The 21,545-nt window shown below is 48.9% G+C and carries 18 protein-coding genes; 17 read left to right on the forward strand and 1 reads right to left on the reverse strand.

The annotated features are described in order from the left end of the window. Positions 1-7 precede the first annotated feature (7 nt). The 12 genes from RYZ26_RS15840 to RYZ26_RS15895 all read left to right on the forward strand — a co-directional run bounded on the left by RYZ26_RS15840 (position 8) and on the right by RYZ26_RS15895 (position 13,412). A complete protein-coding gene (locus tag RYZ26_RS15840; RefSeq protein WP_317684215.1) occupies positions 8-1,090 on the forward strand; it encodes an ABC transporter ATP-binding protein in 1,083 nt (360 codons plus the stop codon). Beyond that, positions 1,091-1,960, forward strand: a complete 870-nt coding sequence (locus RYZ26_RS15845; RefSeq protein WP_317684216.1) for a carbohydrate ABC transporter permease — start codon at positions 1,091-1,093, stop codon at positions 1,958-1,960. A gap of 83 nt (positions 1,961-2,043) precedes the next feature. Then, positions 2,044-2,820: a carbohydrate ABC transporter permease gene (locus tag RYZ26_RS15850; protein WP_317684258.1), complete on the forward strand. Its 777-nt coding sequence runs from the start codon at positions 2,044-2,046 to the stop codon at positions 2,818-2,820. Positions 2,821-2,835: 15 nt separating this feature from the next. Further along, positions 2,836-3,120, forward strand: coding sequence for a DUF2160 domain-containing protein (locus tag RYZ26_RS15855; protein ID WP_317684217.1), 285 nt, complete (start codon positions 2,836-2,838; stop codon positions 3,118-3,120). A 71-nt stretch (positions 3,121-3,191) separates the two neighbouring features. Beyond that, a complete protein-coding gene (locus RYZ26_RS15860; RefSeq protein ID WP_317684218.1) occupies positions 3,192-4,910 on the forward strand; it encodes an ABC transporter substrate-binding protein in 1,719 nt (572 codons plus the stop codon). 141 nt (positions 4,911-5,051) lie between these two features. Continuing rightward, positions 5,052-6,548, forward strand: a complete 1,497-nt coding sequence (gene glpK / locus RYZ26_RS15865; RefSeq protein WP_317684219.1) for a glycerol kinase GlpK — start codon at positions 5,052-5,054, stop codon at positions 6,546-6,548. Positions 6,549-6,585: 37 nt separating this feature from the next. Next, positions 6,586-8,025 carry a pyruvate kinase gene (gene pyk, locus RYZ26_RS15870; RefSeq protein WP_317684220.1) on the forward strand — a complete coding sequence of 480 codons (1,440 nt, stop codon included), beginning with the start codon at positions 6,586-6,588 and terminating at the stop codon, positions 8,023-8,025. Further along, the gene (locus RYZ26_RS15875; RefSeq protein WP_317684221.1) at positions 8,025-8,498 is read left to right on the forward strand and encodes a methylglyoxal synthase; all 474 of its coding nucleotides are present in this window, start codon (positions 8,025-8,027) and stop codon (positions 8,496-8,498) included. Before pyk ends, RYZ26_RS15875 begins: the two co-directional genes overlap by 1 nt. A 1-nt stretch (position 8,499) precedes the next feature. Further along, positions 8,500-9,594: a carbohydrate kinase family protein gene (locus RYZ26_RS15880; RefSeq protein ID WP_317684222.1), complete on the forward strand. Its 1,095-nt coding sequence runs from the start codon at positions 8,500-8,502 to the stop codon at positions 9,592-9,594. 377 nt (positions 9,595-9,971) lie between these two features. Then, positions 9,972-10,982: a type I glyceraldehyde-3-phosphate dehydrogenase gene (gene gap, locus RYZ26_RS15885; RefSeq protein ID WP_317684223.1), complete on the forward strand. Its 1,011-nt coding sequence runs from the start codon at positions 9,972-9,974 to the stop codon at positions 10,980-10,982. Between the two features lie 66 nt (positions 10,983-11,048). Next, positions 11,049-11,942, forward strand: a complete 894-nt coding sequence (locus tag RYZ26_RS15890; protein ID WP_317684224.1) for a LysR substrate-binding domain-containing protein — start codon at positions 11,049-11,051, stop codon at positions 11,940-11,942. 378 nt (positions 11,943-12,320) lie between these two features. Continuing rightward, positions 12,321-13,412: a porin gene (locus RYZ26_RS15895; protein ID WP_317684225.1), complete on the forward strand. Its 1,092-nt coding sequence runs from the start codon at positions 12,321-12,323 to the stop codon at positions 13,410-13,412. 79 nt (positions 13,413-13,491) lie between these two features. On the opposite strand, the gene RYZ26_RS15900 is transcribed toward RYZ26_RS15895, so the two are convergent. Then, a complete protein-coding gene (locus RYZ26_RS15900; RefSeq protein ID WP_317684226.1) occupies positions 13,492-14,913 on the reverse strand; it encodes a methyl-accepting chemotaxis protein in 1,422 nt (473 codons plus the stop codon). A gap of 294 nt (positions 14,914-15,207) precedes the next feature. Between RYZ26_RS15900 and RYZ26_RS15905 the strand changes: the two genes are divergently transcribed. The 5 genes from RYZ26_RS15905 (at position 15,208) to RYZ26_RS15925 (ending at position 21,541) form a co-directional block, all read left to right on the forward strand. Next, positions 15,208-15,792, forward strand: coding sequence for an ANTAR domain-containing response regulator (locus RYZ26_RS15905; RefSeq protein ID WP_317684227.1), 585 nt, complete (start codon positions 15,208-15,210; stop codon positions 15,790-15,792). A 4-nt stretch (positions 15,793-15,796) separates the two neighbouring features. Continuing rightward, complete coding sequence (locus tag RYZ26_RS15910; protein ID WP_317684228.1) at positions 15,797-16,930, forward strand: CmpA/NrtA family ABC transporter substrate-binding protein; 1,134 nt, start codon at positions 15,797-15,799, stop codon at positions 16,928-16,930. A 344-nt stretch (positions 16,931-17,274) separates the two neighbouring features. Beyond that, positions 17,275-18,663 carry a CmpA/NrtA family ABC transporter substrate-binding protein gene (locus RYZ26_RS15915; RefSeq protein WP_317684229.1) on the forward strand — a complete coding sequence of 463 codons (1,389 nt, stop codon included), beginning with the start codon at positions 17,275-17,277 and terminating at the stop codon, positions 18,661-18,663. Between the two features lie 115 nt (positions 18,664-18,778). Beyond that, positions 18,779-19,777 (forward strand): ABC transporter permease, encoded by a 999-nt coding sequence (locus tag RYZ26_RS15920; protein ID WP_317684230.1) that lies wholly within the window; start codon positions 18,779-18,781, stop codon positions 19,775-19,777. A 36-nt stretch (positions 19,778-19,813) separates the two neighbouring features. Then, the gene (locus tag RYZ26_RS15925; protein ID WP_317684231.1) at positions 19,814-21,541 is read left to right on the forward strand and encodes an ABC transporter ATP-binding protein; all 1,728 of its coding nucleotides are present in this window, start codon (positions 19,814-19,816) and stop codon (positions 21,539-21,541) included. Positions 21,542-21,545: the final 4 nt, after the last annotated feature.

The raw sequence follows: 21,545 nt of genomic DNA on the forward strand, positions 1-21,545 counted from the left end.
AGTTAAAATGGCTGAGATTCATCTCAAAAACCTGGCACATAGCTATCTGCCGCATCCTTCCGGGCCTTCGGATTATGCGCTGAAGAAAATCGACCACGTCTGGGAAGACGGCAAGGCTTATGCGTTGCTTGGTCCATCTGGTTGCGGGAAGTCAACACTGCTGAACATCATTTCCGGTCTGTTGACCCCAAGTGAAGGCGCGGTTTTGTTTGATGGCGAAGATGTTTCGCGTCTTCCAACCGAAAAACGCCATATCGCGCAGGTGTTCCAGTTCCCGGTGGTCTATGACACCATGACGGTTTACGACAATCTGGCCTTTCCGCTGAAGAACCGTGGGCATGACAGTGCGACAATTGACAAGCGCGTCACCGAAATCGCCGCCATGTTGGAAATGACTGATGTGCTCAATAAAAAAGCAAGCGGTCTGACAGCGGATGCGAAACAAAAGATTTCCCTGGGCCGTGGCCTGGTTCGTCAGAACGTATCAGCGATCCTGTTTGATGAACCGCTGACTGTAATTGATCCACATCTTAAGTGGATGTTGCGGATGCAATTGAAGGCGCTTCACAAAAAGCTGAACCGCACCATGATCTATGTGACGCACGATCAGACGGAAGCTTTGACTTTCGCAGATAAAGTTGTGGTGATGTATGACGGTGACGTTGTGCAGATGGGCACGCCACAGGAATTGTTTGAACGTCCTGCCCACACATTTGTCGGCTACTTCATCGGAAGCCCGGGCATGAATGTGATCCCAGCCCACGTTGATGGCACACACGCCTATATCGAAGGCTGCACCATTGAGTTGGGCCATGGATATCAAGGTATTTCCGGTTCCAACGTTGAAATCGGTGTGCGCCCTGAATTTACATCCCTTGGTGTGGATGGCGAAGGTTTGCCTGTTACCATCAAACGTATCGAAGATGTCGGTCGCCACAAGATTGTGCGTGCAGATTTCTTTGGCAGTGAAGTCAATGTGATGGTGCCAGAAGGCATGCCGATCAGTGATCGCGCCAATCGTGTGAAATTTGATCCGCAGAAAGTGAATGTCTATTCCGAAAGCTGGATCGTAGACGGGGAGGTTGCTTAAATGAACAAGCCTATGAACAATAAAGCATGGTTCCTGGTTCTCCCGGTTGTACTGCTGGTTGCCTTCAGTGCGGTCATTCCGTTGATGACGGTGGTGAACTATTCCGTACAGGATACGTTTGGTAACAACGAATTTTACTGGGCCGGGATCGAATGGTTTGAAGAAATCATTAATTCTGAACGGTTCCACGACGCCCTTGGTCGCCAGTTCTTCTTTACCGCAACCATTCTCGCCATCGAAATCCCGCTGGGTATCATTGTGGCGCTGAATATGCCGAAAAAAGGCTGGGGTGTACCGGCTAGTCTGGTTCTGATGTCTCTGCCACTGCTTATTCCCTGGAACGTGGTTGGTACCATCTGGCAGGTTTTTGGCCGCGAAGACATTGGTCTTTTAGGGGCAGTGCTGAACGGTATGGGAATTGATTACAACTATTCACAAAACATCTTTGATGCCTGGGCGACCATTATCATCATGGATGTCTGGCACTGGACATCGCTTGTAGCCCTTCTTTGCTACGCTGGTTTGCAGTCCATTCCAGAAGCTTACTATCAGGCGGCGAAAATCGATGGGGCAAGCCGTTGGGCAACCTTCCGCTACATCGAATTGCCAAAGATGCACCGTGTGTTGCTGATCGCCTTCCTGCTGCGCTTCATGGATAGCTTCATGATCTACACTGAACCGCTTGTGGTCACAGGTGGCGGGCCGGGTAACTCAACAACCCTGCTGTCCATCGACCTGGTGAAAATGGCCATTGGACAATTCGATCTTGGTCCGGCTGCTGCCTTCTCGATCGTGTACTTCCTGATCATTCTGCTGGTGAGCTGGGTTCTCTATACCATCATGACCAATCTTGACAAGAAAGGGGGCTGATTATGACTGCCGCTACGACTACCGCACAGACAACCAGTGTCCCTCTTTTGAGGGGCCTTGGGATCAGCAAAAGCGCTGTAATCATGGTTGCTTATATCGTGTTCCTCATGCTGCCGATTTACTGGCTGTTGAACATGAGTTTGAAAACAAACCAGGAAATCCTGTCCAGCTTTACGCTGTGGCCTGATAACCTGACCTTTCAGAACTATATCACCATCTTTACGGACCCCAGCTGGTATTCCGGTTACATCAACTCCATCACCTATGTTGTGATGAACACGGTGATTTCCATCTCGGTGGCTTTGCCTGCAGCGTATGCTTTTTCTCGCTATCGCTTCCTGGGGGATCAGCACCTGTTTTTCTGGCTGCTGACGAACCGTATGGCACCACCAGCTGTATTCGCCCTGCCGTTCTTCCAGCTTTACAGCTCGGTTGGTTTGTTCGATACGCACATCGCTGTGGCACTGGCTCACGTTCTCTTTAACGTCCCGCTGGCTGTATGGATCATGGAAGGTTTCATGTCCGGCGTGCCGAAGGAAATTGACGAGACTGCCTATATCGATGGCTACAGCTTCCCGAAATTCTTCGTGAAAATCTTTATGCCCCTGATCGCATCAGGTGTGGGTGTGGCTGCCTTCTTCTGCTTCATGTTCTCATGGGTAGAACTGCTGCTGGCACGGACCCTGACATCAGTTGATGCAAAACCGATCGCTGCGACCATGACCCGTACAGTAGGTGCCGCTGGTATCGACTGGGGTGTGCTGGCCGCCGCCGGAGTACTCACCATCATTCCAGGTGCACTCGTGATCTGGTTTGTTCGTAACTACATCGCCAAGGGCTTCGCCCTGGGCCGCGTATAAGGAAAGGAGGACGTTATGGATTTGGATTTAAGCTGGATGGCGTGGACCTGGCAAACGGCCACCTTCTTCCTGACTATTTTAAGCTTGCTGATCATCATGACTATTAGGGCCATCAAAGCCCCGCAGTTGCCCCGTGTTGGTATCCTGCGCTTTGAGACTACGCCCGGTGATCGTTTGTTTATTTCGCTTCTCGGCAGTGCATTTATCTGTCTCGGCTGGCTCGCCATCTTCGGTGGTCCGCTGTACGGCGCACTGGGAGTTTGTTTCATCTATGCCGGATCAGTATTCCGTTGGGTTTGATGAAATTCAATTGTCCTGCAGAGACTAGGAACATCTGCAGGGCACAATTTAAAACAGTGGAGGTATTCCTAATGAAAAAGAAACTTGCTATGAGAGCAGCAGCCGTTGCACTTCTGGCTGGCTTGGCAGCTTCTCCAGCTTATGCTGGGATGGATGAAGCCAAGAAATGGGTAGAGTCTGAATTCCAGCCTTCGACCCTCTCTCAGGCGGACCAGATGAAAGAAATGGACTGGTTTGTTAAAGCCGCCGAACCTTTCAAAGGTATGGAAATCAACGTTGTTTCTGAAACAATTGCAACGCACGAGTATGAAGCAAAAACTCTGGCAAAAGCATTTACAGAAATCACAGGCATCAAAATCAATCACGACCTGATTGGTGAAGGTGACGTTGTTGAAAAACTGCAAACCCAAATGCAGTCCGGCAAAAACATCTATGACGCTTATATCAATGACTCCGATCTGATCGGTACACACTGGCGCTATCAGCAGGTTCGTAACCTGACTGACTGGATGGCGGGTGAAGGTAAAGACGTAACCAACCCAATGCTGGACGTTGATGACTTTATTGGTAAGGATTTCACAACAGGTCCTGATGGTAAGCTTTATCAGCTGCCCGACCAACAGTTTGCGAACCTATACTGGTTCCGTTACGACTGGTTCACTGATCCAAAGATCAAGGCGCAGTTTAAAGAGAAATATGGCTACGAACTGGGTGTTCCTGTTAACTGGTCTGCTTACGAAGACATCGCTGCCTTCTTTACAAATGACGTAAAAGAAATCGACGGCAAGCGCGTATACGGTCACATGGATTACGGTAAGAAAGATCCATCCCTTGGCTGGCGTTTCACTGATGCATGGCTGTCTATGGCTGGTGCTGGTGATGCGGGTGAACCAAACGGTCTTCCCGTTGATGAATGGGGCATTCGTGTAGACGAAAACAGCCGCCCTGTTGGCTCAAGCGTTGAACGTGGTGGCGCAACAAACGGCCCGGCTGCTGTATATTCTGTTGAAAAATACGTTGATTGGCTGAAGAAATACGCCCCACCATCTGCGGGTGGTATGGTCTTCTCTGAAGCAGGTCCTGTTCCTGCACAAGGGTCTATCGCACAGCAAATGTTCTGGTACACAGCATTTACAGCCTCCATGGTTGAAGAAAACCTGCCTGTAATGGGCAAAGATGGTCTGCCAAAATGGCGTATGGCGCCATCACCAAAAGGTGCTTACTGGCAGGAAGGTCAGAAGCTGGGTTATCAGGATGCTGGTTCCTGGACACTGATGAAATCTACGCCAGTTGATCGTGCAAAAGCTGCATGGTTGTACGCACAGTTTGTTGTTTCCAAGTCCGTATCTCTGAAGAAATCCCACGTGGGTCTGACGTTTGTACGTGACAGCGACATCAACCACGCGTCTTTCACAGAACGTGCACCTAAACTGGGTGGTCTGGTTGAATTCTACCGTTCACCAGCACGTGTTCAGTGGTCCCCAACTGGTACCAACGTTCCTGATTATCCAAAGCTGGCTCAGTTGTGGTGGCAGAACATTGGTGATGCATCTTCTGGTGCAAAAACACCACAAGAAGCCATGGATGCGCTTGCAAAAGCACAGGATAAAGTTTTGGCCCGTCTGGAGCGCGCTGGCGTTCAGGGCGACAAAGGTCCGAAGCTGAACCCTAAGAAGGACAAGGAATACTGGTTGTCCCAACCTGGTTCTCCAAAAGCCAAACTGGCGAACGAGAAACCAACCCCGATCACCGTCGATTATGACGAGCTGATTAAGTCCTGGAAAAAGTAATTAACTTTTTCCTCTCCCCGAGCGGGGTGGTGCTGGTTCCCAAATTGTGCATCACCCCAATCGAGAGAAAATTTATTTAGAAATTTCATTATTTTATACGCATACTGAACGCTTCATATATTGAAGTTAAGGATTGGAAAAATGGCTGACTACATTCTGGCAATTGATCAAGGCACCACATCGACGCGGGCAATCGTATTTGATACGGACCTGAAAGTCGTCTCAGTGGCCCAGGAAGACTTTGATCAACATTTCCCCAATCCGGGCTGGGTGGAACATGATCCGGAAGATTTGTTCAACACAACTGTTTCGACATGCCGCGCTGCCCTTGAAAAAGCAAATTTAAAAGCAGGTGAGATCGCCAGTATCGGCATCACCAACCAACGTGAAACCACTGTCTTGTGGGATCGCAACACCGGAAAAGCCATCCATAACGCCATCGTCTGGCAGGATCGCCGTGCTGCAGAACTTTGTGCAGAACTGGTTGAAGCCGGCCATGAAGAGATGGTGGTGGATAAGACGGGCCTTCTGATTGACTCATACTTTAGCGGTAATAAGGTCCGTTGGGTGTTGAAAAGTGTCGATGGTGCACGTGACAAGGCAGAAGCGGGTGAGTTGATGTTCGGCACCGTTGAAACCTGGCTGATCTGGCGATTGACGGGTGGGGCGGTTCATGCAACCGATGCCACCAACGCGTCGCGCACCATGATGTATGATATTCGCAATGGCAAATGGGATGATGAACTGTTGGCTCTGCTTGACGTTCCAGCATCTGTCCTGCCAGAAGTGAAAGACAGTTCGGCTGATTACGGCCAGACACTGGAAGAATTCTTCGGTGCGCCCATCAAAATCGGTGGTGCCATTGGCGATCAGCAAAGTGCGGCTGTCGGTCAGGCTTGCTTTAGCGCAGGCATGATGAAATCCACATATGGCACCGGATGTTTTGCTTTGTTGAACACAGGCGATCAGATGGTGCGATCAAACAATCGTTTGTTGACTACGGTGGCTTATCAGATTGACGGTAAGACAAGCTATGCCCTGGAAGGCTCTATCTTTATTGCAGGTGCCGTTGTGCAATGGCTGCGCGATGGTTTGAAAATGATTACGGATGCGTCTGAAACACAGGCGATGGCACAGGATGCTGCTGAAAACCAGGATGTGGTGATGGTGCCTGCCTTTACCGGGCTTGGCGCACCTTACTGGGATGCCCATGCACGCGGTGCAATCTTTGGATTGTCGCGTGGTACAGGGCCAAATGAATTTGCACGCGCAGCCCTGCAGAGTGTGGGCTATCAGACCCGTGATCTGCTGGAAGCCATGCATAAGGATTGGGAAAATACGACAGGTGAAGAAACCATCCTGCGTGTGGATGGCGGCATGACCGCCTCTGACTGGACCATGCAGTTCCTGTCCGACATTCTGGGTGCGCCTGTGGATCGCCCGACGATCTTGGAAACAACGGCTGTAGGTGCAGCTTATATGGCGGGCTTGCATGCAGGTGTGCTGCCAGCACCGGATGAATTTGCAAAACTTTGGGCGCTGGAGAAACGCTTCACGCCGACTATGGATGAAACCGAGCGACAAGGAAAATATGAGCGATGGCAAGATTGTGTGTCGCGTACATTGTCGCGAGCCTGATTAAGGCTTAACAAAACCAAAAAGGAATTTTTTCAAGATGAATGTCATCGGTCATTCACAACAGCACCGCTGTGCCAAAATTGTGGCCACACTGGGCCCCGCAACAGATACGGTTGAGGCAATTTTAGACCTCGCCAAAGCGGGTGCAAACGTGTTCCGCCTGAACTTTAGTCACGGTACATTTGATGATCATGCGGCGCGCATTGCTGCTGTGCGTAAGGCAGAAGAACTGTTTGGTCGCCCCCTCGGTATGTTCATGGATTTACAAGGGCCAAAGTTTCGCATCGGTGCTTTTGCTGACGGTCCAGTGGAGCTGAAAGTCGGGCAGAGTTTTATCTTTGATACGGATGATGTGCCGGGCAATGCTGAGCGCGTGACCCTGCCGCATCCGGAAATTTTCGAAGCTCTATCAGTCGGTGATCGCTTGTTGCTGGATGATGGGCGTATGCGTCTGAAGGTGATTGAAATTTCACCGGATCGCATGGTGGCCGAAGCCTTGGTTGACGGCAAACTGTCAGACCGCAAAGGTCTGAATCTGCCGGATGCGGAGATCAAGGTTTCCGCATTGACAGAAAAAGACCGCGCTGATCTGGCCTTTGGTTTGGAACAAGGCGTGAGTTCGGTTGCTCTGTCTTTCGTGCAACGCCCGGAAGATATGATTGAGTTACGTGAACTCACAGGTCCGCGCGTTCAGCTGATTGCCAAGATTGAAAAGCCAACGGCACTTAGCCAGTTGTCCGGTATCGTTGAACAAAGCGATGCGGTGATGGTGGCGCGTGGTGACCTGGGCGTCGAACTGCCGCCGGAACGGGTACCAGCCCTGCAGAAACATATTATTTCAACCGCACGCGGCTTTGGTCGCCCTGTGATTGTGGCAACCCAGATGCTGGAAACCATGATCGAAGCACCCACACCAACGCGGGCCGAAGCATCAGACGTGGCTTCTGCTGTTTATGACGGGGCGGATGCGGTGATGTTGTCGGCTGAAACAGCTGCCGGGAAATATCCAACCGAAGCGGTTGCGATGATGAACCGCATCATTTCAGAAGTGGAAAGTGATCCGTTGCATACATCCTTGATGGATGCATCACGCGGCACAAGTCAAAGTAATAACACAGATGCCATCAGTGCGGCTGCCCGTCAGGTCGCCAGTACGTTGGAGGCAAAAGCCATCATCTGTTATTCCACATCGGGCAAAACAGCCTTGCGTGCGGCCCGGGAACGTCCGGAAGCGCCGATTATCTCGCTGACTTATGATCTGTCGGTAGCCCGTGCGCTCTGTCTCGTTTGGGGCATCAAGCCGATTGTTAGCCCGGATGTGGACAATATCAAGGAAATGGTCGAAGCGGCCCTTCGCGTCAGTGAAGAAAAAGAAATGGTCGCAAAAGGGGATACGGTTGTTATTACCGCAGGTGTGCCGTTTGGGAATGCCGGAACGACAAACATCCTGCGCATTGCTGAAGTTGGAGAAAGCTGATGATTTCGCGCCCCCTTGTTGTTGGTCTTGTTGCCCATGATGCCATGAAGGAAGTTCTTTCCAATTGGGTCATGCAGAATAAATCTGCGTTGCTGAATTTGCGTTTCTACGCAACGGGCACGACGGCTAAGATTTTGTCTTCTAACCACCCGGAACTGGATATCTCAGGTTTGAAATCCGGGCCGCTTGGTGGGGATCAACAATTGGGTGCGCTTATTTGTGAAGGTCAGCTGGATGCCCTGGTGTTTTTTCAGGACCCGATGACCGCACAGCCCCACGATGTGGATGTAAAAGCACTGGTGCGCATGTCGACTCTTTATGACGTGCCCCTTGCATGCAATCCATCAACAGCAAACTTAATGATCACAAGCCCGTTGTTTCTTCGACTGACCGAAGAACGACATCAGGAAAAAATGATGCCGTGGGATGCCTATATGACCCGCGACGTCCATAAAAATGAGTTAGGGAACTGAGATGAAAGTTTTAGTCATTGGTGGGGCGACAATTGATGTGATTACGTCAATCGACACCTCGGATATTGAATGTATTACGCTTAAGAACGCCACAAATTCCTATCTGATGATGGAGCAGGGTAAAAAAGTTGAAGCCACCCGAATTGAAACCCAAGTCGGCGGTGGAGCCTGTAACGCAGCTGTTGCCATGTCCCGTCTTGGTGGGGTGGTCGGCTGTGTTTTAAAGCTTGGCAATGATGTGGATGCTGATCGTGTGCTGGGTCGTTTAGCGGAAGAAAAGATTGATACCAGCCTGGTGCGGAAAGAACCGACTGAACAGACAGGTAAATCCATCATTGTTTCATCGCATGATCGCAATGCTGGAATCTTTGTTCATCGTGGGTCCAACACGACTTTGAGCCTTGGTGATATCACACCTGAGATATTTGTCGGAATTGACCTTGTGTATGTTTCCACACTCAGTGGGCAGTCCGCCACGGTTTTCCCGAAGATTGTGAAGCTGGCGAAGGAGGCAGGTGCTTTTGTGGCCTGTAATCCTGGCATTCGCCAGATCCGACGCCGCAAGGAACAGGTGCTGGATGCTTTTCAGCATGTAGATTTGCTGGCGATCAATAAAGAAGAAGCAACAGCTCTGGCTGAAGGATATGTGGATATTTCTTCGATTGAGGAAAATGCAGAAAATTATCCTGAATTGATCCGGGACGGCCTGGGTGAAAAGGGCGCGCGGGTTGAATTGGCCGCGCTTGCACACAAGATTCATAAGATAGGGTGCAGCTATCTGGTTGTTACCAATGGGGCGGAAGGGGCTTATCTGTCCACGCCGGAAACCATTTTGTTCAGACCCTCTATCCCATGTGAGGTTGAATCCACCATCGGGGCAGGGGATGCCTTTAACGCAACGATTGCTTATGCGCTTCGCACCAAGAAGACTGTTTACAGTGCCCTGAACATGGCGGCTGTAAACGGCGCAAGTGTCGCGGCAAGCCTGGATACGCAATCAGGTTTGATGACAGCGGATGATCTGCAGAAGAAAGTTTTGGGGATGGATAGTGCACGTGTGCTGTCCTTTCCAAAGGAGATAAAGGAAGAGATTTGAATGCCCGTGCGTGGAATTCGAGAGCCGCGCACGAGTTTGGTCCAAAGGAGCAGTGATCCGGCAAATTTTGTTGCTCCTTTGGGCCATAAGAATAGACGGGGGAAACCCTGAAAACGGAATGTCCGTATCTACATGCTTACTGCCATAGGTCATGTCGATATAGGGCTTAAGGTCAGAGGGAGCGTCTCTGATGCAATATGTTGCTCCCTCTGCACCTTTTGACAAAGTTTTTGCCTCACCTGTGTTGTCGCACCTTCCCTAGAGTGAAACATAGGTCAACTATCCCCGGGAGGGAGGATCGATCTACACCTTCCGGGGGCATTTTTAAAATTGAATAAGTACGCTGAAGAAATAAAAGGATTAAAGGAGTATTCACAATGGCTATTCGTGTCGCAATTAATGGTTTTGGACGTATTGGGCGTCTGTGTCTGCGTTCCATCGTAGAAGGCAAGCGTGATGATGTTGAAATCGTTGCGATTAACGATCTGGGTTCCGTCGCTGATAACGCACATCTCTTAAAATATGACTCGGTGCATGGTGTGCTGGATGCAGATGTCACGACTTCTGAAGAAGGCATTGTGATTGACGGCAAGACGATTAAGGTGATTGCAGAACGGGACCCGTCAAATCTGCCTTGGGCGAACCTTGATATTGACATTGTTTATGAATGTACTGGCCTGTTTGTCGAACGTGGCGCTGCGCAAAAACACCTTGATGCAGGTGCCAAGAAAGTGCTGATTTCTGCACCGGGTAAAGAGTCTGACCTGACCGTTGTGTTTGGTGTGAATGATGACAAGCTGACTAATGATCATAAGGTGGTTTCCAACGCATCCTGCACAACAAACTGTCTCGCCCCTGTGGCTGATGTGCTGCATAAAACAGTTGGGATGGTGAAAGGTTACATGACGACTATTCACTCCTACACCGGGGATCAACGCATGGTGGATACACTGCATAGTGATCTGCGTCGTGCCCGTGCAGGCGCCTTGTCCATGATCCCGACCTCAACCGGGGCAGCCAAGGCCGTTGGTCTGGTGTTGCCAGAACTGCTGGGTAAACTGGATGGATCGGCCATTCGTGTGCCGACGCCAAATGTGTCCATGGTGGACCTGACATTTGAAGCTGCGCGTGAAACTTCCGTGGAAGAGATTAACGCAGCTATTAAAGAAGCCGCAGAAGGTCGCCTGAAAGGTGTGCTGGGCGCGTATGATCTGCCGCTGGTCTCCATCGACTTTAACCATAATTCCAATTCATCATCTTTTGATATGACCCAGACAACCGTTATGGAAGGCACGCTTGTGCGCGTTCTGTCCTGGTATGATAACGAATGGGGCTTTTCATGTCGCATGTCCGACACGGCCGTTGCGATGGCGAAAACGGGTCTCTAACCTTCAAGGGTCTAGGTGAGGGAAGAGGGCTTGTCTTTCCTCACCCTGAAGGGGAATTCCAGAATTATGGATCATCGGATCAGTTATCGTCATTTGCGTTGCTTCATGGAGGTGGCCCGACAACAAAATGTAAGACTGGCGGCAGAAAAGCTGAACCTTTCACGTTCGGCAATTTCTCGCAGCCTGTCGGAGTTGGAATTCTCTATCGGCGCGCAACTTCTGGAACGAGGCTATCAGGGCACATCACTGACGCCCATCGGTGAAAAGTTTTTTGAACTTGTCGCTCCCGGTTTTGAACAGGTTCTTCAAGCCTACAAGAATGTTAAATCTTCTACCGTATCTGATTTCATTAATATTGGTGTTTTAAAAAGTGCACCGCGCAACCTGCTGGCAGAGGCGATAAATCACTTTGAGTATGAAAATGCCGGGGTCAAAGTCTCTGTTGTTGAAGGTTCAGAGGTCTATCTTGTGGACCGGCTTCTGGCTGGGAAAATTTCTTTTTTCTTTGGCTCCGCAGTCCCTGAAAATCCGATAAAAGGCGTAGAGTTTAAACATCTGTATCAGGACCATGTGGTTCCGATGGTGCGCAAAGGTCATCCCTTGTTGGAGAAAGAAGAGCTTGATCTGGTCGAGCTGCTGAATTGGTCGTTGATTTTGAATGATATTGACGGCGTAACGCGCCAAACCATTGATCAGCAGCTTTTGAATGCTGGTGAAGGCGGTTTCGACAACTTGCTTGAATCCAATTCATTTCGGGTTTCCTTGAAATTGACGTTACTGGATAATCGTGTCTGGATCGCATCAAAATGTACCCTGAAGGATGAAATCGATAGTGGCGAGATTGTTCCGCTACAGATAAACGGATGGGACGTGCACCGTTCGATTGGTGTTATGACACGTGTACAAAGTGAGTTGAGACCAGTTGAACGTCAGGTGCTGGATATTTTGAAAACCGTTTAAGCCCTGCAAAAATCAAAAAAATTGGCATCACAATGCAACTGCGTCGTGATGCCAACTCTTCGTGCTTAATTCATCAAAAGCATGGGTAAGTATCATATTGCCTGAATTAAATAACATATATGATATTTTGAATATAAAAAGGGGATATCTAATTCCTTTAAAATTCGTTGAAAATATAAATAAGTATTTTTGGTTGGTCTAGTGAAAATATGTCAATAGGTGTTTACATTTTATCATGCAATCCGAAGTATATTGATCATATTGGTTATGGTGTTGATGATATTGATCTACTTAACTATTTCTGTGAAGTGTATGTTTATGGCGGTTTAGTTAAGTATAGCTAGCCTGATATTAATATTCATCAACAAGGTAATGGAAATGAAAAAAGTTCTATTTGCCACAACAGCAATGTTTGCTGTTGCGGCTATTTCTACTTCGTCGAACGCTGCTGACCCGATCAAGCTTTCTGTCGGTGGTTTCGCTAATGCATATGTTGGTTATGCTGATCAGGAAACAAACGGTACAAATGATTTTGCAAGTGTGCTGGTTCAACAGGATACCGAGCTTTACTTCCGTGGGGAGACCAAGCTGGATAACGGTCTGACAATCGGCGTCAACATCGATCTGGAAGCTGACTCCAACGCGACAACCCAGGATGATGTCTTCGTTTCAGTTTCTTCTGACAGTCTGGGTAAAATCTATCTCGGATCCACATCTGGTGCGGGCGCGAAAATGCACAATGTTGCCCCGAATGTCGGTCAGGCCATTGGTGATTCAGAAAACTGGATTTCTGAAACAATTGGTACAGCGGCAAACTTTGGCGGCAATACCGAAGCGGACGGCAGTGATGGTCAGAAAATTGTCTACCTGACGCCAAATCTTGGTGGTTTCCAGCTGGGGGCTTCTTATGGTCTTGTGCCTGAATCGCCTTCAGGTGCAGTAAATGTTGGTGGCACAAACACAGCCAACGATATCTCTTATCAGGCAGGTATTGCTTATAACGGTGATTTCGGTGGCGTTTCGATTGCTGCAGATGTAAGTGGTGAACTGGTTGATAACGGTGGTACAAATGGTACATCTGTTAACAACGAAACAACTGTTCGCGGTGGTTTGAATGTTGGTGTTGCTGGCTTCACCATCGGTTCTTCTTACTACCGCACACAAAATGTTGCGGCTGTAAGCAATCAAAACTCTGACGGTTGGGACTTCGGTGTTTCTTACGAAACTGGTCCATACGGCGTTTCTGCAACAATCCAAAGTTTGAACATGGATGACGGTGGTTCGTCTGCAAAACAGGAAGACCAGAAAGATTACTGGACGGTGTCTGGTTCTTACGATCTGGGTGCAGGCGTGACAATGATCGGTTCTGTTTTTGGGGTTGATTTTGATGACGCGTCCGCAACAGCAGCGAACAATACAAGTGACAATGAAGGCTTCGGTATTATGACTGGCCTAAAAGTCAGCTTCTAAGTTTGTCTGCAGGTTAACGAGAAACAGGCCCCGTTCTATAAGCGAGGCCTGTTTTATTTTTTTCAGGTTACGTATGGATTTATTTGTCCTGAATAGCCTGAATAAAATCACGGCTGGCTTTTTCGATGGTGGTGCTGACCTGATCCACCGTCTGTGCATGTGTGCTGACGTTGCGTGACAGGCTTAAAAGGTCCTGTGATGATCTGTTCATGGTTTCGATATCGTGGTCGATCCCCTTAAAGGTGGCTTGGGCATCGTCCAGGTTATCGCGAATGATCTCTGTCGCGCTGTGTTGATCGGAGACAACGTGGCTCATATGCGATGTTGTATCTTCCAGGATCGCCATGGATTGGGTGACTGTATTCATCAGTCCCATGCCGGAGTTGGCAATTTTCTGAATATCAATCAACTGATCCGAAATGGCCTGTGATGATTGTTCAGATTGCTGAGCGAGCATTTTGATCTCGCCCGCGACAATCGCAAAACCCTTGCCGGCTTGTCCGGCGCGTGCGGCTTCGATGGCAGCATTCAACCCCAGCATACGCACCTGACCGGAAACTTCAGTGACATTTTGAACAATGGTTTCGATATGGGCGGTTAGTTGGCTGAGTTTCTTAAGTTCCGCCATGGCCGAGCCAACATTACGCGACAGATCTTCCACTGTGCGGTTGACCTTGTCATTGGATTGAATGGTCTGTTCTTCCACATCGATCAGACGGGTCATGGTTTCCTGCAGGGTGTTCATGTTCTGTAAGATGGACTCACTGCCAGAGACAACTTTGCTGCATTGGGCTGTGCTGCTTTTGGCTTGTGATTTTACGCCGTCGCCAGCAGCATTGAGTTCTTTGGCGCGTCCAGCGAGGTCTTCGATGGAACAAAGTACGCTTTCTTCAAACTGTTTGACGATACGTCTTTGGTAAGCGTTGCTTTCTTCACGTTCGTAAAGGCGGGCAAGCTGGGCGCTGACATATTGCATGATTTCCAGCGAGGTTTCATCCAATAGACCAATCTCGCGACCATAAAATTCTGCAACGCCGACGCATTCATCGTTAATCAGGATAGGAAAGCCAAAGAAACCGCGCACACCGCTGCGTTTGGCTGCATCGGCGCGCAGGAACTGTTTTATGACGGTGACATCTTCAACTGCCTTTGCCTGTTTTTCCTGGGCGATGATGCCGATGATACCTTTGCCTTTTTCAAAGATGGTCTGTTCGCTGATGGATTTGAAGTCGGCAATGGCACGGGGGTCCAGCCCTTTTTCAAGGAACCAAATGTCATTAGATATATATGTCTCGGGCGTTTCTTTGGATTTGAGGTAAAGATGCGCGATGGGCCAGCTTGTATAAGTGCAAACTTCTTTAAAGATTTTTGTTGTTGCTTCGGCAAAGTCTGTGGTGGTGTCTGGTACGTTGGAAACGCGGTTTAAAAAACTCAGGACGCTGCTGAGGGATGTTGTTTCGGATTTCTCTTTTGATGGGAAATCAATGATTTTAGCGAGCATGGGTTCCTCTTTCATAAAAACTGTTGAAAAGAGGCCAACCGTTGTAGGCGGTCTGGCGATAGGGCCTATGTAAGTATATGTACGCAGGTATCATGCCACCTTGTGAAATGGCTAAAATCTGCGGGTTTATGTGAAAGTGATCGCAGGTTGATGAAAAAACGGGCGGCATTTGCTTTCTTTTTGTGCAGCGCACAAGTTTGTGACTGGTTCTAAAGTGCCAATACTAAAGGATTTCAAAACGGCACGGGTCTTGCTTTGGTTTGGGGAAAGAACAAAGATCGGAGTGAACCATTCGTGGACACGGATTTAAAAATATTACTAATTGACGAGAACAAGGCGCGTGCAGCGATCCTGTTTGAAGGATTGCGCGAAAGTGGACTGGACTGTGTGGAATGGCTGCAGGATACCCGAAATCTGTCGGAACGTATTTTTGCGCTGGACCCGGACGTGATCCTGATTGATCTGGAAAACCCCAACCGGGATGTGCTTGAACAGATGTTTCAGGTTAGTCGCGAGGTCAAGCGGCCGATTGCCATGTTTGTGGATCAGTCAGACAGTCAGACTATTGCCCAGGCCGTTGATGCCGGGGTTAGTGCCTATATTGTGGATGGGTTAAAGAGTGAACGGGTGCAGTCGATCATTGATATGACAGTCAGTCGCTTTAACGCCTTTAGCAAATTACATAAAGAGTTAGCCGAAGCCAAAGGTGCCTTGGAAGAACGTAAAGTTATCGACAAGGCCAAAGGTATTTTGATGCAGCAGCGTAACCTGGGTGAGGCTGAAGCCTATGCCCTGTTGCGCAAAACTGCGATGAACAAAGGCCAGAAGATCAGCGATATCGCCAGCTCTATCGTAACTGCCGCAGAATTGTTGGGATGATGCTATGACAGATAAAATACAGACAATAAAAATCGGGTTTGTCCCGCTTGTAGATTGCGCGTTGCTGGCGATTGCAAAAGAAAAAGGGTTTGCCGAAGAAAACGGCGTTGATTTGTCCTTACACAAAGAGGTGTCCTGGGCAAATGTGCGCGATAAGTTATATCTTGGCTACCTGGATGGGGCACAAATGCTGGCCCCGATGTCGATTGCTGCCAATTTGGGCTCTATGCCCAACAGCAAGGCAATCGTGGCGCCCTTTGTTTTGGGGCGCAATGGCAATGCAATTACGGTATCGAACCATCTGTTTGGTTTGCTGCAGGAAGAAGAACCTGATCTTCTCGGTCAACTGGATCTTAAAAAGACCGGGGCTGCTTTGAAGGCGGTGATTGAAAAACGAAAGAAAGCTGGGCTAGAGCTTTTGCGCTTTGGCATGGTCTTTCCGTTTTCTTGTCATAACTATCATTTGCGATACTGGATGGCGGCCTGTGGGATTGATCCTGATCAGGATGTTCATCTGGAAGTTATTCCGCCGCCCTTTATGGATCAATATCTGGGTGAAGGTCGCATTGATGGCTTTTGCGTGGGTGAGCCTTGGAATTCTCTGGCTGTCGCACAGGATATTGGCGTGATTGTTGGGGCAACCTCGCAAATCTGGCCGCAGTGTCCGGAAAAGCTTTTGGGATTGCGCGAAACCTGGGTGGATGAAAATGCGGCATCTCTCGGCGGGTTGATGAAGGCGTTGCATCAAGCTGCTGTCTGGGCGGGGGATACCGGGAATTTTCCGGTGATTGCCCAAATTCTGTCCCGGCATGAATATCTGGATGTCCCAGCAGAAATTATTGTAGGGTCTTTGTCAGGTGATTTGCGGCTTCATCATGAAAAAGACCGGGTATATATCCCGGATTTCCTTATTTTATCTGGTGAAAATGCCAATAGACCAAGTGCAATAGGGGCGGAATGGTTGTTTGATCAAATGACACGCTGGTCTCATACGGCCAATATTGCGCCTGCACCAGAGATGATAGCGCGTTCTTTTTGTTCAGTAATTTACGATGAGTTACTTTCCGCAGGCGGTGCTGTGACGCCGGAACCAGAAATGAATTTCTTTGATAGTGATCAAAAAATAGTCATTAAATAAAAATGATTAAAAAATATGCAGTTAATTTAAGGTTAATGATTAAAAATGACGCACTGCACAAAACGTATTCATACTAAAGGATTACAGGTGGAAACCTCAAAAAAATCATAAGGTATTGAAAAACAACAAATATCAAGTTTGAGCCAAAGTTGGCACGATGTTTGTATTGTAAGTTAGTAATCTGGCAAGGGTGCTAGATCACATATACCATCAGCAACGCTGCTGACAAGACGCACACACTCTCTGGTGCGTTTTTGTCAGCAGCGTTTTTGTTTTTTACCTCATCTGGTTCTGGCGATCCAAACGAGGGGGAACAGGCTCAAACTTTAAGGAGAAGAAGCCTTATGAAGACGACGAAATCATTTAAATCCATTCTGGCTGGTGCAGCACTTGCAGTTTCTGCCTTTAGCGGTTCAGCATTTGCGGAGATGCTGGATCTGGAGAAAGAAGAACTGAAGTTCGGTTTCATCAAACTGACTGATATGGCGCCACTGGCGATTGCTTACGAAAAAGGCTTCTTCGAAGATGAAGGTCTTTATGTAACGCTTGAACCACAGGCGAACTGGAAAGTTCTTCTGGACCGTACCATTGATGGCGAACTGGACGGCGCACACATGCTGGCTGGTCAACCTCTCGGCGCGACCATTGGTTTCGGCACACAAGCTCATATCGTAACTGCTTTCTCTATGGACCTGAACGGCAATGGCATCACTGTTTCCAACGAAGTTTGGGAAGAGATGAAAAAGCATATTCCGGTTGGCGCAGACGGCAAGCCCGTTCACCCGATCAAAGCTGACTACCTGAAGCCAGTTGTTGAAAAATACAAATCAGAAGGTAAGCCGTTCAACATGGGTATGGTATTCCCGGTATCTACCCACAACTATGAACTGCGTTACTGGCTGGCGGCTGGTGGTATTCACCCTGGCTACTATTCCAAAACGGACATTTCCGGTCAGATCCAGGGCGATGCGCTTCTGTCTGTAACACCACCACCGCAAATGCCTGCCACATTGGAAGCTGGTACGATCTATGGCTACTGTGTGGGTGAGCCTTGGAACCAGCAGGCTGTATTCAAAGGTATCGGTGTTCCGGTTATCACAGATTACGAAATCTGGAAGAACAACCCGGAAAAAGTATTTGGTGTATCCAATGACTGGGCTGAGAAAAACCCGAACACACATAAAGCTGTTGTCAAAGCTTTGATCCGTGCAGCGAAATGGCTGGATGAAAATAACAACGCCAACCGCGAAGAAGCTGTGAAAATTCTTGCGAAATCTGAATATGTGGGTGCGGATGCGGAAGTAATCGCAAACTCCATGACAGGGACGTTTGAATATGAAAAAGGCGACAAACGCGAAGTTCCTGACTTTAACGTATTCTACCGTTATTTCGCGACGTACCCTTACTATTCTGACGCCATCTGGTATCTGACACAAATGCGTCGCTGGGGCCAAATTGCCGAAGGTAAGTCTGACCAGTGGTACATCGATACAGCAAAGAAAGTTTACCGTCCTGACATCTATCTGGAAGCTGCGAAAATGCTGCTGGAAGAAGGTCACATCGCCAAAGAAGATATTCCTTGGGACACAGACGGTTTTAAACCAGAACAAACTCAGTTCATCGACAATGTTTCTTATGACGGTCGCAAGCCAAACGCTTATCTCGAAAAATTCGGGATCGGTCTGAAAGGCAAGCAGGTCATCAAAGGCACTGAAGTCGCTGCTGCTGAATAATCCCTAACGCGGCAAGGGTAGGGGTCGTCACCCTTCGACAATAAAGGCGGCCCCACTCTTTCCCTCAACCTTATTCGTTAAAACCTTTTTATATTTACTTTTTTACAGGTGTATTATGTCTGACACTTCAACACAAACAGCCGATGTAGGTCTTCTGGCCCGCGTAGTGCCAAATGCGACCTCTTCCACTGATGCGCTGAAGAAAATCTGGCAGGCGATCGGAATTCCGCTGCTTTCCATCATGATTTTCCTTTTTGCGTGGCAGCAGGCGTCCACTTCTATCAAAACCAGTCTGGGTAACATTCCTGGCCCAGCGGCGGTTCTGGAAGAAACGTTCATTCTGTGGGACGATCACGTTGAAACACGTGAAAAAGAAAAGAAATTCTATGAGCGTCAGGAAAAACGCAACGCTGCCAAGCTTGCCAAAAATCCAGATGTCAAAGTCAAGGTTCGTCAATATACAGGTAAGCCAACTTACATTGACCAAATTTTGACCAGTCTGAAAACAGTCTTTATGGGCTTCTTTCTGGCCACAATCGTTGCGGTCCCACTTGGGATTGCCTGCGGTCTTTCCAAAGGAGTGAATGCGGCCTTTAACCCGCTGATCCAAATCTTCAAGCCCGTCTCGCCACTTGCCTGGCTGCCGATTGTAACCATGGTGGTTTCAGCGCTGTACGTGACCAAAGACCCGATGTTTGACAAGTCGTTCCTGACGTCTGCGATCACTGTGACGCTTTGTTCACTTTGGCCGACGCTGATCAACACGTCGCTGGGTGTTGCATCGATTGATAAGGACCTGCTGAACGTTTCACGTGTTCTGCGTCTGGACTCTAAAACAACGATCTTCAAGATGATCCTACCTTCTTCCCTGCCGCTGATCTTTACTGGTCTTCGTCTTTCCCTGGGTGTGGGCTGGATGGTTTTGATCGCCGCTGAAATGCTGGCTCAAAACCCTGGTCTGGGCAAATTCGTTTGGGATGAATTCCAGAACGGCAGCTCTCACTCCCTCGCACGTATTATGGTCGCTGTATTTACCATCGGTCTGATTGGTTTTGCGCTGGACCGTGTGATGTACACGCTACAGGACTTCTTCACATTCTCTGACAAACGATAAGCGCCGAACAAACGTCGAAAAGAAGGATTTTTTCCCATGGCATTTCTAGAATTGAACAACGTCAATAAAGGCTACGGTAAAGGGGCTGATCGCACAGATGTCCTGAACGATATCAATCTTCACATCAAAGAAGGTGAATTCGTTGCCATCGTCGGCTTTTCAGGAAGCGGTAAAACCACACTGATTTCTGCAATCGCCGGATTGATTGAGCCCGATACAGGAGAAATCCTTCTTAACGGCAAAAAGATCGAAGGAGCAGGGCCGGACCGTGGATTGGTTTTCCAAAGCTATTCCCTATTCCCATGGATGTCGGTCTTTGGCAATGTGATGCTGGCTGTAGACAGTGTTTTCAAAAATGAAAGCAAAGAGTCTAAAGAAAAGCGTGTTCTGCATTACATTGATATGGTGGGGCTGTCACACGCGAAAGACCGCAAACCATCTGAACTTTCCGGCGGTATGCGCCAGCGTGTATCCGTTGCCCGTGCGCTCGCCATGAGCCCGCAAATCCTGCTGCTGGATGAACCACTTTCCGCCCTTGATGCCCTGACACGTGCTAACCTGCAAGATGAGATTGAACGTATCTGGGATCAGGAAAAGAAAACAGTTATCCTGATTACAAACGATGTGGACGAAGCCATCTTGCTTGCGGACCGTATTATCCCACTGACACCGGGGCCGAATGCGACATTGGGTCCTGACTTTGTTGTAGATCTGCCACGTCCGCGTGACAGAACAGCAATGAACCATGACGAAAACTTTAAAAAGCTGCGTAAGGAAGTCACCCAGTATCTGATCAATGTGGGTATGGAAAAAAGCGCTGAAACCGGGGAGTTCTCTCCACTGCCAGCCGTAAGCCCCATCATGCCAGGTGCGCGTATGCCGAAAAAGGCGAAGGAACGTGCAGAACCGCGCAGTGGTGACTTGCATCGCTTCGTTGACTTTTCCCACGTGGATAAAGTTTACCCGACACCAAATGGCCCGCTGAAAGTTGTGGATGACTTTAACCTTCAGCTTAAGAAAGGTGAATTCGTTTCCGTCATCGGACACTCCGGTTGTGGTAAATCCACGGTTCTGACCATGGCTGCTGGCCTGAACGAAATTTCCCGCGGCGGTATCATCCTTGATGGGACCGAGGTAGACGGCGCAGGCCCGGATCGTGGCGTTGTGTTCCAGGCACCCAGCCTGTTCCCATGGCTGACTGCGCGTGACAACGTGATGATCGGTGTGGAACGAGTGTATCCACACGCAAACGAGTTCGAGCGCCGTGACATCGTTGAATATTACCTGTCCCGTGTCGGTCTGGCCGACAGTATGGACAAGATGGCATCTGAGATGTCAAACGGGATGCGTCAGCGTGTGGGTATTGCCCGCGCATTCGCCCTGTCACCGAAATTCCTGCTTTTGGATGAACCGTTTGGCATGCTGGACAGTCTCACACGATGGGAGTTGCAGGAAGTACTGATGGATGTGTGGAAACGCACCCAGGTAACGGCCATGTGTGTGACCCACGATGTGGACGAGGCCATCCTTCTGGCGGATCGCGTTATCATGATGACCAATGGTCCGCACGCTACTGTCGGTAAGATCATGGAAGTGGATCTGCCACGTCCACGCACCCGTAAAGAATTGCTGGAGCATCCGCGCTACTACGAACTGCGCGCAGAACTGCTTACCTTCCTTGAAGAATATGAACATGGCGATCCAGAGCCAGAGACTTCTGAAGAAACAGAAAACTCCTCCTCTGATGATCAAGAAGCCGCTTGAAAGG

This window comes from Terasakiella sediminum, from assembly GCF_033100395.1.
Taxonomy (GTDB): domain Bacteria; phylum Pseudomonadota; class Alphaproteobacteria; order Rhodospirillales; family Terasakiellaceae; genus Terasakiella.